11 protein-coding genes are annotated in these 12,124 nt (G+C 67.1%); 10 read left to right on the top strand and 1 reads right to left on the bottom strand.

All coding sequences use genetic code 11. The features are described 5' to 3' along the window. The first annotated feature begins 125 nt into the window (after nt 1–125). The 5 genes from MKCMC460_RS19715 (at nt 126) to MKCMC460_RS19695 (ending at nt 7,377) form a co-directional block, all read left to right on the top strand. Nucleotides 126–2,309 carry an adenylate/guanylate cyclase domain-containing protein gene (locus MKCMC460_RS19715; protein ID WP_370652903.1) on the top strand — a complete coding sequence of 728 codons (2,184 nt, stop codon included), beginning with the start codon at nt 126–128 and terminating at the stop codon, nt 2,307–2,309. Next, nucleotides 2,309–3,712: a mechanosensitive ion channel family protein gene (locus MKCMC460_RS19710; protein WP_236982079.1), complete on the top strand. Its 1,404-nt coding sequence runs from the start codon at nt 2,309–2,311 to the stop codon at nt 3,710–3,712. Before MKCMC460_RS19715 ends, MKCMC460_RS19710 begins: the two co-directional genes overlap by 1 nt. A 70-nt stretch (nt 3,713–3,782) precedes the next feature. After that, nucleotides 3,783–5,030: a glutamate-5-semialdehyde dehydrogenase gene (locus tag MKCMC460_RS19705; protein WP_238304720.1), complete on the top strand. Its 1,248-nt coding sequence runs from the start codon at nt 3,783–3,785 to the stop codon at nt 5,028–5,030. A gap of 26 nt (nt 5,031–5,056) precedes the next feature. Next, a complete protein-coding gene (locus tag MKCMC460_RS19700) occupies nt 5,057–5,932 on the top strand; it encodes a MoxR family ATPase (protein ID WP_236982083.1) in 876 nt (291 codons plus the stop codon). Next, nucleotides 5,932–7,377: a VWA domain-containing protein gene (locus MKCMC460_RS19695; RefSeq protein ID WP_236982085.1), complete on the top strand. Its 1,446-nt coding sequence runs from the start codon at nt 5,932–5,934 to the stop codon at nt 7,375–7,377. Before MKCMC460_RS19700 ends, MKCMC460_RS19695 begins: the two co-directional genes overlap by 1 nt. Nucleotides 7,378–7,596: 219 nt before the next feature. On the opposite strand, the gene MKCMC460_RS19690 is transcribed toward MKCMC460_RS19695, so the two are convergent. Next, entirely contained in the window at nt 7,597–8,589 is a 993-nt protein-coding gene (locus tag MKCMC460_RS19690; RefSeq protein WP_236983969.1) for a bifunctional 2-polyprenyl-6-hydroxyphenol methylase/3-demethylubiquinol 3-O-methyltransferase UbiG, read from the bottom strand. Nucleotides 8,590–8,856: 267 nt separating this feature from the next. Between MKCMC460_RS19690 and nadD the strand changes: the two genes are divergently transcribed. Genes nadD through MKCMC460_RS19665 form a run of 5 tightly spaced genes read left to right on the top strand, consistent with a single transcriptional unit; the run spans nt 8,857 to nt 12,121 of the window. Further along, complete coding sequence (gene nadD, locus MKCMC460_RS19685; protein WP_255731155.1) at nt 8,857–9,522, top strand: nicotinate-nucleotide adenylyltransferase; 666 nt, start codon at nt 8,857–8,859, stop codon at nt 9,520–9,522. Continuing rightward, nucleotides 9,519–9,908, top strand: coding sequence for a ribosome silencing factor (rsfS, locus tag MKCMC460_RS19680; RefSeq protein WP_236982087.1), 390 nt, complete (start codon nt 9,519–9,521; stop codon nt 9,906–9,908). Before nadD ends, rsfS begins: the two co-directional genes overlap by 4 nt. Then, a complete protein-coding gene (gene gpgP, locus MKCMC460_RS19675) occupies nt 9,905–10,576 on the top strand; it encodes a glucosyl-3-phosphoglycerate phosphatase (protein ID WP_236982089.1) in 672 nt (223 codons plus the stop codon). Before rsfS ends, gpgP begins: the two co-directional genes overlap by 4 nt. After that, entirely contained in the window at nt 10,563–11,294 is a 732-nt protein-coding gene (gene octT / locus MKCMC460_RS19670) for a diglucosylglycerate octanoyltransferase (RefSeq protein WP_236982090.1), read from the top strand. Before gpgP ends, octT begins: the two co-directional genes overlap by 14 nt. Next, a complete protein-coding gene (locus MKCMC460_RS19665; RefSeq protein WP_236982092.1) occupies nt 11,291–12,121 on the top strand; it encodes a DegV family protein in 831 nt (276 codons plus the stop codon). The genes octT and MKCMC460_RS19665 overlap by 4 nt, the downstream gene beginning before the upstream one ends. The last annotated feature ends 3 nt before the right edge of the window (nt 12,122–12,124 follow it).

Raw genomic sequence — 12,124 nt, 5'->3', positions numbered from 1 at the left:
TTTCGGTGAAAGCGAGGACACAGCCAGGTGTCACTTTCCGGCAAAGCCCGACAAGCCGTACTGAGCGGGCTAATGTGCAGCGTGATCGGGGACCCGTTACAAACCGGTGGCAGAAGGGAAGCCGATTGACATCGGGTGAGCCAACAAAGCCGGCGCCGGAGAGCGACAACAGTACGTCTCCGGTCGCACAGCGCGCCCGGCGCCGGTTTCCGGGGATACGCTTCCGGGTCAGCATCCAATCCAAGATCCTGGTGGCACTGCTGCTTTCGAGCATCTTGTCGGTCGCCGTCGTCGGCCTGATCGGAGCGCTTTCGGGGCGCAGCGCGATGCGCGAAGTCGAGTCCGAGCGGCTGATCGAGCTGCGCCAGTCCCAGAAGCGACAGATCGAGGCGCTGTTCCGGGAGGTGACCAATTCGCTGGACGTTTACAGCGGAGGGTTCAGCGTCGACCAAGCGGTGACCGCAATGGCCGCCGGGATGAGCGAGTTGGCCAACGCCAACATCAGCGGCGCCCAGCAGCAGGCGATCGTCGACTACTACAAGAACCAGATGATCAAGCCCATCAAACAGGCGACCGGCGACGACATCGATCTCAATGCGGTGCTGCCGAACTCCAACGCCCAGAAGTACCTGCAGGCGTACTACACGGCCTCGACAAAGACCGATGCATTACCGGTCACCGACGCCGGCGACGGCAGCGCATGGTCGGCCGCCAACGCCCGGTACGACTTCTACATGCGTGACATCGTCACCCGCTTCGACTACCAGGACGCGCTGCTGTTCGATCTGGACGGCAATGTCGTCTACTCGGTGAAGAAAGGGCCGGACCTCGGCACCAATATCCTCACCGGACCGTACCGAGAGTCGAATCTGCGCGAGGCTTACCAAAAAGCGTTGCGCTCCAACGATATCGATTTCATCTGGATCACCGATTTCGAGCCCTACCAGCCCCACCTCGCCGCCCCCACGGCCTGGGTGGTGTCGCCGATCGGCGTGAACAAAATCGACGGGGTGATGGCCCTGCCGGTGCCGATCGCCAAGATCAACAGCATCATGACCGCCGACAAGAACTGGAAGGGCGCCGGAATGGGTGCGGCGACCGAGACCTTTCTGGCCGGTCCAGACGATCTGATGCGCTCTGATTCAAGGCTTTTCCTGGAAGATCCGCAGGAATATCGGCGCCAGGCTATTGCGGCCGGCACCGCGCCCAGCGTCGCGGACCGGGCTATCCGGTTGGGTGGCACCACACTGGTGCAACCGGTGCGCAGCGCGGGTCTGCGCGCGGCGCAACGCGGGGAGACCGGCGTCGTCGCCGGCACCGACTACACGGGTAACCGGGAACTGGAAGCCTATGCCCCGCTGAATATCCCCAACTCGGACCTGCACTGGTCGATCCTGGCGACTCGGGATGACTCCGACGCGTTCGCCAGGCTAGGCAGATTCAGCAAGACCCTGGCGATCGCGGTCACGGGGATGATCTTTGCCGTCTGCGTGGTCTCGATGCTTGTCGCGCAGGCGGCGGTGCGCCCGGTCCGGCGTCTGGAAAAGGGCACCCAGCAGATCAGCTCCGGTGACTACGAGGTCAACATACCGGTCACCTCACGCGACGAAATCGGCGATCTCACAGTCGCTTTCAACGAAATGAGCCGAAATCTGGCGATCAAGGAAGAACTCCTCAATGAGCAGCGCAGGGAGAACGACCGAATGCTGCTGGCGCTGATGCCCGAGTCGGTCGTCCAGCGTTACCGCGAAGGCGAGCCCACCATTGCGCAGAAGCATCAAGACGTCGCGATCATCTTCGCCGACATCATCGGGCTGGACGAGATCTCCAACGATCTGCCCGGCAACGAGCTGGTCGGGATTGTCGACGAGTTGTTCGGCCAGTTCGACTCGGCAGCGGAAGCCCTTGGCGTGGAGAACATCCGCACGTTCCACAACGGATATCTGGCCAGTTGCGGAGTCATCACACCACGACTGGACAGCATCCATCGCAGCCTGGAGTTCGCCCTGGAGATGCGTCGCATCATCGAACGCTTCAACAGCCGCAGTCCACACGACCTGGGTCTTCGGGTGGGTATCAACACCGGCAACGTGACCAGCGGCCTGGTGGGCCAATCCGGGCTGGTCTTCGACATGTGGGGTGCCGCGGTCAGCTTGGCCTACCAAATGCACAGCGGCACACCGCAAGCCGGAATCTATGTGTCGGCGCAGGTATACGAGGCGATGCGGGATTCGCGGCAGTTCACGCCCGCCGGGACGATTTCGGTTGGCGGCGAAGAGCAGGCCATCTACCGGTTGTCGGAGCGGTGATGAGCGCATTCCACATGTCGTGGTTTCACTGGGCCGTCGGCATCGCGACCGGATTTCCGGTCGGCCTACTCCTACTGACCGAGTTGCAGCACGCCCTGCTCCGCAGAAACAACCGGTTGGCCCGCCAGGTCGGTGTATTGCGAAACTGGCTGCTGCCGCTCGGCGCGTTGTTGCTGCTGTTGGTCAAGGCGTCGGAGATCTCGGCCAGCGATGTCCCGGTGCGCATTCTGACCACCCTGTTCGGCTTCCTGGTGCTGGTGCTGTTGCTGTCCGGGCTGAGCACCACGGTGTTCGAGGGAGCCCCGGAGGACAGTTGGCGCAAACGATTCCCGGCGATCTTCCTCGACGTCGGCCGCATCGCGTTGATCGGCGTCGGTCTGGCGGTGATCCTGTCCTTCGTCTGGGGCGTTCGGGTTGGCGGGGTGTTCACCGCATTGGGAATCACCTCGGTGGTCATCGGGCTGATGCTGCAGAACTCCGTCGGTCAGATCGTCTCCGGCCTGTTCATGCTGTTCGAGCAGCCTTTCCGGATCAACGACTGGCTGGATACGCAGACGGCGCGCGGGCGGGTCGTCGAGGTGAACTGGCGCGCCGTGCACATCCAGACCGGCAGTGGGCTGCGGATCATGCCGAACTCGATGCTGGCCACCACCGCGTTCACCAATCTGAGCCGCCCCGCCGGGCCGCACAAGTGCTCGATCACCACCAGGTTCGCCACCTCTGACCCGCCCGACAAGGTCTGCGCGATGCTGAACCTGGTAGCCGGTGGGCTGCCCTTGATCAAGCCGGGTACCGCGCCGAGTTCGGTGGCTTTGGGCGGCGGTGAGTACAAGACCACCATCAGGGTCAACTCGCCCGCCGACGAGGGGGCGACGCAGTCGACCTTCGCGCGCTGGGTCTGGTACGCAGCGCGCCGCGAAGAACTGCATCTGGACGGCGACGACGACGACTTCTCGACGCCCGAACGGGTCAGCAAGGCGCTGCGCACGGTGGTCGCCCCGGAACTGCGGCTGACCCTCGCCGATCAACAGTTGCTGGCCCCGTACGCCAGGGTTGTGCGGTACGGCGCCGACGAGATCGTCCAGTACGCCGGGGAGGTTCCCGCGGTGATGACGTTTCTGGTCGCCGGCAGCGTCCGGCTGACCGTGATCGACGAGGTCGGCGACGTCGTACCCGTCACCACGCTGCACCAGGGCTCGTTCCTCGGGATCACCGCGCTGACCCGCCAGCCCAATCTCGCCGGCGCCTACGCTCTCGACGAGGTGACCGCGGTCGAGATTGAACGTGAGCACCTGGAGAAGATCGTTATGAACAAACCGATGTTGCTGCAGGACCTGGGCCGGATCATCGACGAGCGGCAGAGCACGGCCCGGCGGGTGACGCGCCGCGAGCGAGTCGGCTGAGTCGCGGCAGGGTGCCGCCGCGGCAACGGGCGGCCGCGCCCCATCGGAGCAGGCCGGATACCCTGTGGTAATGAGTCTGCAAGCGCCGGCGCTGCCCGACCTGCGTCAAGAGGTGCACGACGCCGCCCGGCGCGCCCGGGTGGCCGCCCGGATTCTGGCCACCACACCCACCGCCGTCAAAGACCGTGCGCTGCACGCCGCCGCCGACGAGATCCTGGCCAGTGCCCCGGCGATCTTGGCCGCCAATGCCGAAGACCTGGAGGCTGCGCGGGCGGCCGACACCCCGGCCGCGCTGCTCGACCGGCTGGCGCTCAACCCGCAGCGCGTCGACGGCATCGCCGCCGGACTGCGCCAGGTCGCCGGACTGCCCGACCCGGTCGGCCAGGTGCTGCGCGGCTCCACCCTGCCCAACGGGCTGCAACTGCGTCAGCAGCGGGTTCCGCTCGGCGTGGTCGGAATGATCTACGAGGGCCGCCCCAACGTCACCGTCGACGCCTTCGGCCTGACCCTCAAGTCCGGCAACGCGGCCCTGCTGCGCGGCAGTTCCTCCGCCGCCAAGTCCAACGAGGCACTGGTCACGGTGCTGCGCAGAGCCCTGGTCGCCCAGGAGTTACCCGCCGACGCCGTGCAGCTGCTCTCGGCGGCCGACCGGGCCACCGTCACCCACCTCATCCAGGCTCGCGGCTTGGTGGACGTCGCGATTCCGCGCGGGGGAGCCGGTCTGATCGAGGCGGTGGTGCGCGACGCGCAGATACCGACTATCGAGACCGGGGTCGGCAACTGCCATGTCTATGTGCACGAAGCCGCCGACCTCGATATCGCCGAACGCATCCTGCTGAACTCCAAGACCCGCCGGCCCAGTGTCTGCAATGCCGCCGAAACCCTGCTGGTCGACTCCGCGATCGCCGCCGAGGCGATGCCCAGGCTGCTCGATGCGTTGCAGAACGCTGGTGTCACAGTGCATCTCGACGCGGGAGAGGACGACCTGCGCCGCGAATACCTGGCGATGGACATCGCGGTGGCGGTGGTCGACGGCGTGGACGGCGCTATCGCACACATCAACGAGTACGGCACCGGCCACACCGAAGCCATCGTCACCACCAATCTTGCTGCGGCCCAACGGTTCACCGAGCAAGTCGACGCCGCCGCGGTGATGGTCAACGCGTCCACCGCGTTCACCGACGGCGAGCAGTTCGGCTTCGGCGCCGAGATCGGCATCTCCACCCAGAAGCTGCACGCCCGCGGTCCGATGGGCTTGCCGGAACTGACCTCGACCAAGTGGATCGTCTGGGGGGACGGCCACACCCGACCGGCCTGACCCGCCCTCCCTAGGAGAATCCCGCTATGAGCGTGCCCGCGCGGCCCGTGCCGCTGTTCGCCGACATCGCCGACGTCTCGCGACGCCTGGCCGAAACCGGCTACCTGCCCGACACCCCCACCGCGACAGCGGTTTTCCTGGCCGACCGGCTCGGTAAGCCGCTGCTGGTGGAGGGTCCGGCCGGCGTCGGCAAGACCGAACTGGCCCGCGCGATCGCCCAGGCCACCGGCTCGGAGTTGGTGCGTTTGCAGTGCTACGAGGGCGTCGACGAGGCCCGCGCCCTCTACGAGTGGAACCACGCCAAGCAGATTCTGCGCATCCAGGCCGGCTCCGGCGACTGGCAGGCCACCAAGGACGACGTGTTCAGCGAGGAGTTCCTGCTGCAGCGTCCGCTGCTGACCGCGATCCGGCGCACCGACCCGACCGTGCTGCTGATCGACGAAACCGACAAGGCCGACATCGAGATCGAGGGCCTGCTGCTGGAGGTGTTGTCCGACTTCGCGGTGACCGTTCCCGAACTCGGCACCATCACCGCCACCCGCACCCCGCTGGTGGTGCTGACATCAAATGCCACCCGAGAGCTGTCCGAGGCGCTCAAACGTCGTTGCCTGTTCCTGCACATCGACTTCCCCACACCGGAGCTGGAGCGGCGCATCCTGTTGTCGCGGGTTCCCGAACTGCCCCAGCACCTTGCCGAGGAACTGGTGCGCATCATCGGTGTGCTGCGCGGGATGCAGCTGAAGAAGGTGCCGTCCATCGCCGAAACCATCGACTGGGGCCGCACCCTGCTGGCCCTGGGGATGGACACCATCGACGACTCCGTCGTCGCCGCCACACTGGGTGTCGTGCTCAAGCATCAGTCCGATCAGCAACGCGCCACCGGCGAGTTACGGCTGAACTGATGGCCGCCCGACGCCTGCGCCCCAGCCGCCCGCTCGCCCCGCACGGGCTGCCCGGGCACCTGGTCGGATTCGTGGAAGCGCTTCGGGCGAGCGGCATTTCGGTGGGCCCCTCGGAGACGGTGGACGCCGGGCGGGTGATGGCCACGTTGGGCCTGGGTGACCGGGAGGTGCTGCGGGCCGGCCTGGCGTGTGCGGTGCTGCGCCGGCCCGATCATCGCGAGACCTACGACGCGATGTTCGACCTGTGGTTCCCCGCCGCCCTGGGGGCCCGCGCCGTGGTCCTCGACGAGGAAGACGGCGGTGACCCCGACGGTTCGTTGCCGCCCGACGACGTCGAGGCAATGCGGCAGATGTTGCTCGATCTGCTCAATGACAACCCCGATCTGGCCGACATGGACGAGCGACTGGTGCAGATGATCGCGCGGATCGTGGAGGCCTACGGCAAATACAACTCCAGCCGCGGCCCGTCGTTCTCCTCGTACCAGGCGCTCAAGGCGATGGCGCTGGACGAGCTGGAAGGCAAACTGCTGGCCGGCCTACTCGCGCCGTATGGCGACGAGCCCACGCCCAGCCAGGAGCAGATCGCCAAAGCCCTTGCCGCGCAACGAATAACACAACTTCGCAAGATGGTCGACGCCGAGACCAAGCGGCGCACCGCCGAACAGCTGGGCCGCGAGCACGTCCAGATGTACGGTATCCCACAGCTTTCGGAGAACGTCGAATTCCTGCGCGCCTCGGGCGATCAGCTCCGGCAGATGCGCCGCGTGGTGGCGCCGCTGGCGCGCACCCTGGCGACTCGGCTGGCCGCGCGCCGCCGCCGCGCCCGAGCCGGAACCATCGACTTGCGCAAGACCCTGCGCAAGTCGATGTCCACCGGGGGTGTGCCGATCGACGTGGTGCTCAAGAAGCCGCGTCCCGCGCGCCCGGAGCTGGTGGTGTTGTGCGACGTGTCCGGTTCGGTCGCCGGCTTCAGCCACTTCACCCTGCTGCTGGTTCACGCTCTGCGCCAACAGTTCTCCCGGGTCCGGGTGTTCGCCTTCATCGACACCACCGACGAGGTGACGCACATGTTCGGCCCCGAGGCCGACCTGGCCGTGGCGATTCAGCGGATCACCCGCGAAGCGGGCGTGTATGCCCGTGACGGCCACTCCGACTACGGCAACGCCTTCGTCACGTTCCAGCAGGCCAACCCCAATGTGCTGTCGCCGCGCAGCTCGCTGCTGATCCTGGGCGACGGGCGCACCAACTACCGCAACCCGGCCGTGGACGTGCTGGAGGACATGGTGAAGGCCGCGCGGCACGCGCACTGGCTCAACCCGGAGCCCAGACACCTCTGGGGCAGCGGCGATTCGGCGGTGCCCCGGTACGAGGAAGTCATCACCATGCACGAATGCCGGTCAGCCAAGCAGCTGGCTGGCGTGATCGACCAGTTGCTGCCGGTCTGAGCTTCCTAGGCGCCTCAGTCCTGCCGCGCCTCGAGTCTTGCCACGCCTCGAGTCTTGCCGCGCCTCGAGTCTTGCCGCGCCTCGAGTCTTGGCGTCGAGCGTTGCGCTGGCGTGACGCTCGACGTTGATGGTTGCGCTGGCGTGACGTTCGGCGCCGAGGGGATGTGGCGGGGACGAACGGGCAGTGACGAGCGGGCAAGGGCAAGCGATGCGCGACCGTCAGCGGGTCTTGCGGAACACCAGCCAGCGCATCTCGATCGGGCTCTGCTCCCGCTCGACCGGAAACACGTCCAAACCACTGACCCACGCCGCGTACCAACTGGTCTGCGGCCACGCGCCCGGCGGCAGATGGGTCTGCTCGTAGTCGAACACCGACTCATCGGAGATCAGCTCCAGCGGCAGTCCCGCCGAAGCGTCCGAGAGCTCCTCGCGCGAGAACATGCCCGTGTAGGCCTGCTGCCCGAATTCGCGTGCGGCGTCGTCGATCTCGTAGCCGAACCGGGGCAGGAACGTGTTGAACACCAGCCGGCCGCCGGGGGCCAGGCAATGGGCGGCCAGCTCGAACAGCCCACGCAACTGCTGGGTGGTGCGGAAATCGGGCACCACCTCCGAGAGCACGATCAGCTGATAGTCCTGACGCAGGTCCTCGGTGGTCTCGAAGACGTTGCGCACGATCACCCGCACGTCCAAGCCGTCGCGCTGTGCCTCCGACCGGATGATCTCGGCGAACTTCGGGGTCAGCTCCACCACGTCGACGGGGTGCCCGCGTCGTGCCAGCGGAAGGGCGTTGCGTCCGGTGCCGGCGCCGATGTCGAGCACCCGGTACGTCGTGGGCTCGGCGGCCTCGTTCGCCAGGGCCCATACCCGGGCGTCGGGTTCGGTGCCGAACAGCGGTGGTTCGCGGGTGGCGACCCAGTTCTCATAGGACTCGGCCACGGTGAACCAGCGCGCGTTGACCTGGTAGTGCAGGGTCGGGCCGATGGGGGCGTTGTAGGAGATGACGATGTTGGACCGCTGGGAGATGGAGTAGGCCTCGGCCAGCTGCTCCTTGAGGATGTTGCGCAGCTGGTCCAGCTCCTCGTCGTTGAACCGTCGGCCGACGCTGGCGAAAATGTTGCTGCACATCTCGACGTACGTGTCGAGCAGGCTGGGCACGGCCGGCAGGGAGATCTCGCCGGTGACCACCGATCGACTGAGGAAGCGCCGGGTCATGGCGTCTTTCCACTCTTGCGCCTGATTGACCGGGGCGGTCGTCGAGTTTTCCACAGACTTCTTCTACACGATCGCCCCGCTTGTTGCTGCGGATTGGCGCAACGCCATCAGATCTGCTTACCGAGGCGGACAAGCGCACGGCGCGGGCATCCCAGCTGTGGCGCAGCCCCGCCCGCCGATTCTGCGGACGTCTGGGCGCTGCGTGTGGCGCCGCCCACACGCTACTGTTTTCGCTGGTCGGCAGGCCCTCCAGTAAGCTGGCAAACCATGCAAAAGCGGCAGCGCAGGCTGGGGGTGATGGGCGGGACGTTCGATCCCATCCATTACGGCCACCTGGTAGCCGCCAGCGAAGTAGCCCATAACTTCGAACTCGACGAGGTCGTCTTCGTGCCCAGCGGTCAGCCGTGGCAGAAGGAGCGTCACGTGTCGGCCGCGGAGGACCGGTACCTGATGACGGTGATCGCCACCGCATCCAATCCGCGGTTCTCGGTCAGCCGAGTCGACATCGACCGCGCCGGGCCGACGTACACCCGCGACACCCTGCATGACCTCCATGCGCTGAACCCGGATGCGCAGTTGTACTTCATCACCGGTGCCGACGCGCTGGCCTCCATCCTGTCCTGGCACGGCTGGGAGGAACTGTTCGAGCTGGCGCGCTTCGTCGGGGTGAGTCGGCCCGGTTACGAACTGCACCACGACCACATCACCGAGGCGGTCGGCGAACTGGCCAAGGACACCTTGACGCTGTTCGAAATCCCCGCACTGGCGATCTCCTCGACCGACTGCCGGCGACGCGCCGCGGAGCGCCGGCCGCTGTGGTACCTGATGCCCGACGGCGTGGTCCAGTACGTCTCCAAGCGCCGGCTCTACCGAAAGCCGGAGGGCGAGCCGATCCCGTCGCCCTCCGGCCTGGTCACCGGGAGCAGCGCATGAGCGCAAACCAGGAAGCGATCGACATGGCCACGGTGGCCGCCACCGCGGCGGCCGCAAAACTGGCCGACGACGTCCTCGTCATCGACGTCTCCGGGCAGCTGGTCATCACCGACTGCTTCGTGATCGCCTCGGCGTCCAACGAACGACAGGTCAACGCGATCGTCGACGAGGTCGAGGAGAAGATGCGCCGGGCCGGTTACAAGCCGGCCCGCCGGGAGGGGGCCCGCGAAGGTCGCTGGACGCTGCTGGACTACCGCGACATCGTGGTGCACATCCAGCATCAGGACGACCGCAATTTCTATGCGCTGGACCGGTTGTGGAGCGACTGCCCAGTGATTCCGGTGGACTTGGACTCAGCGCCTGAGGCCGAAACGGACGCCGAATGAGTGTGCGCCGGCTGGTGATGCTGCGGCACGGGCAGACCGATTACAACCTGGGCAGCCGGATGCAGGGTCAGCTGGAGACCGATCTGAGCGAGTTGGGCCGGGCCCAAGCGGTGGCCGCCGCCGAGGTACTGGGCAAGCTGCAGCCGCTGCTGATCGTGTCGTCGGATCTACGGCGGGCCTTCGACACCGCGGTCACGCTGGGTGAGCGCACCGGCCTACCGGTCCGGGTGGATTCCCGGCTGCGCGAGACGCATCTGGGCGACTGGCAGGGGATGACTCACACGCAGATCGACGCCGAGGTCCCGGGTGCGCGGCTGGCCTGGCGCGAGGACGCTGCCTGGGCTCCGCACGGCGGCGAGAGCAGGGTCGACGTGGCGCACCGCAGTCTGCCGGTGGTATCCGAGTTGGTCGCCGGTGAACCCGACTGGGGCGGGCCCGGTCAGCCGGAACGGCCGGTCGTACTGGTCGCCCACGGTGGGCTGATCGCCGCCTTGTCGGCCGCGCTGCTGGGATTGCCGGTCGCCAACTGGCCGGTGTTGGGTGGCATGGGCAACTGCAGTTGGGTGCAGTTGAGCGGACATGCCGAGGACACCGCCGACTTCGAGGCGATCCGGTGGCGGCTGGACGTGTGGAACGCTTCGGCGCAGGTGTCCAATGACGTCCTCTGAAGGCGCCACGCCCACGCTGCTGATCTTCGCCGACTCGCTGTCCTACTACGGGCCCACCGGCGGCCTACCCGCCGATGATCCCCGCATCTGGCCCAACATCGTTGGTGCCCAACTGGGTTGGAATGTCGAGCTGATCGGCCGGATCGGCTGGACATGCCGCGACGTGTGGTGGGCGGCGACCCAGGACCCGCGAGCCTGGGCGGCGCTGCCCAAGGCCGGCGCGGTGATCTTCGCCACCAGCGGCATGGACTCGCTGCCGTCGGTGCTGCCGACCGCGCTGCGCGAACTCATCCGTTACGTGCGGCCGCCGTGGCTGCGGCGGTGGGTGCGCGACGGCTACGGTTGGCTGCAGCCCCGGCTGTCGCCGGTCGCCCGGCCCGCGCTGCCGCCGCACCTGACCGCGGATTATCTCGAACAGACCCGCGGCGCAATCGATTTCAATCGGCCGGGGATCCCGATGGTGGCGTCGCTGCCGTCGGTGCATGTCGCCGAGACCTACGGCAACGCCCACCACGGCCGGGCCGGGACGGTCGCGGCGATCACCGAATGGGCGCAGCAGCACGATATTCCGCTGGTCGACCTCAAAGCCGCGGTCGCCGACGAGATCTTCAGCGGCCGTGGCAATCCCGACGGGATCCACTGGAACTTCGAGGCGCACCGGGCGGTCGCCGAGTTGATGCTCAAGGCGCTGGACGAAGCCGGGGTGCGGGGTCGATGACGGTCCGCGTGGTCACCGACAGCGCCGCGCGACTGCCCGCCGAGTTGCGCACCAAGTGGGCCATCCGTGAAGTGCCGCTGCACATCCTGCTGGACGGTACCGATCTACGCGACGGTATCGATGAGATTCCCGACGACATCCACAAGCGCCACGCCACCACCGCGGCGGCCACTCCCGCCGAGTTGTGCACGTCCTATCGACAGGCGTTGGCGGACAGCGACGGCGAGGGCGTGCTGGCGGTGCACATTTCCTCCGAGCTGTCGGGCACCTGCCGCGCCGCAGAATTGACCGCCGCTGAATTGGGTTCGGCGGTAAGGGTTGTCGATTCCAAGTCCACCGCAATGGGGTCCGGTTTCGTCACGCTGGCCGCGGCACGAGTTGCGGCGGCCGGGGGTGATCTCGATGCCGTGGCAGCAGCTGCTGAAGCCGCCGTGCACCGCACGCACGCCTACATGGTTGTGCAGCGGTTGGACAACCTGCGCCGCAGCGGACGGATCGGCGGCGCCAAGGCGTGGTTGGGCACCGCCCTGGCCCTCAAACCGCTGCTGCACATCGACGACGGCAAACTTGTTCTGGCCCAACGCATACGGACCGCCAAGGGCGCTGTCGCCGCGATGGTCGACCAGGTCTGCGAGGTGGCCGGGGAGCGTCCCGCCGCGCTTGCGGTGCACCACGTCGCCAACCCGGACGGTGCGGCCGAGGTGGCCGCGATGCTGGCCGACCGGCTACCGGCGGCCGAGCCCGCGATCGTCACGCCGCTGGGGCCGGTGCTGGCAGTGCATGTCGGCGCCGGAGCCCTGGCGGTCTGCCTGCAGCTGACCGGGTAGACC

The organism is Mycobacterium sp. 20KCMC460 (assembly GCF_022179425.1).
Taxonomy (GTDB): Bacteria; Actinomycetota; Actinomycetes; order Mycobacteriales; family Mycobacteriaceae; genus Mycobacterium; species Mycobacterium kiyosense.
Note: the sequence above shows the minus strand (reverse complement) of the source record. Positions and strands in the feature narration are given on the sequence as shown.

Coding starts and splice junctions, on each gene's coding strand:
- MKCMC460_RS19710 (WP_236982079.1), top strand. CDS start 2,309: ATGAGCGCATTCCACATGTCGTGGTTTCACTGGGCCGTCGGCATCGCG.
- MKCMC460_RS19705 (WP_238304720.1), top strand. CDS start 3,783: ATGAGTCTGCAAGCGCCGGCGCTGCCCGACCTGCGTCAAGAGGTGCAC.
- MKCMC460_RS19700 (WP_236982083.1), top strand. CDS start 5,057: ATGAGCGTGCCCGCGCGGCCCGTGCCGCTGTTCGCCGACATCGCCGAC.
- MKCMC460_RS19695 (WP_236982085.1), top strand. CDS start 5,932: ATGGCCGCCCGACGCCTGCGCCCCAGCCGCCCGCTCGCCCCGCACGGG.
- MKCMC460_RS19690 (WP_236983969.1), bottom strand. CDS start 8,589: ATGACCCGGCGCTTCCTCAGTCGATCGGTGGTCACCGGCGAGATCTCC.
- nadD (WP_255731155.1), top strand. CDS start 8,857: ATGCAAAAGCGGCAGCGCAGGCTGGGGGTGATGGGCGGGACGTTCGAT.
- rsfS (WP_236982087.1), top strand. CDS start 9,519: ATGAGCGCAAACCAGGAAGCGATCGACATGGCCACGGTGGCCGCCACC.
- gpgP (WP_236982089.1), top strand. CDS start 9,905: ATGAGTGTGCGCCGGCTGGTGATGCTGCGGCACGGGCAGACCGATTAC.
- octT (WP_236982090.1), top strand. CDS start 10,563: ATGACGTCCTCTGAAGGCGCCACGCCCACGCTGCTGATCTTCGCCGAC.
- MKCMC460_RS19665 (WP_236982092.1), top strand. CDS start 11,291: ATGACGGTCCGCGTGGTCACCGACAGCGCCGCGCGACTGCCCGCCGAG.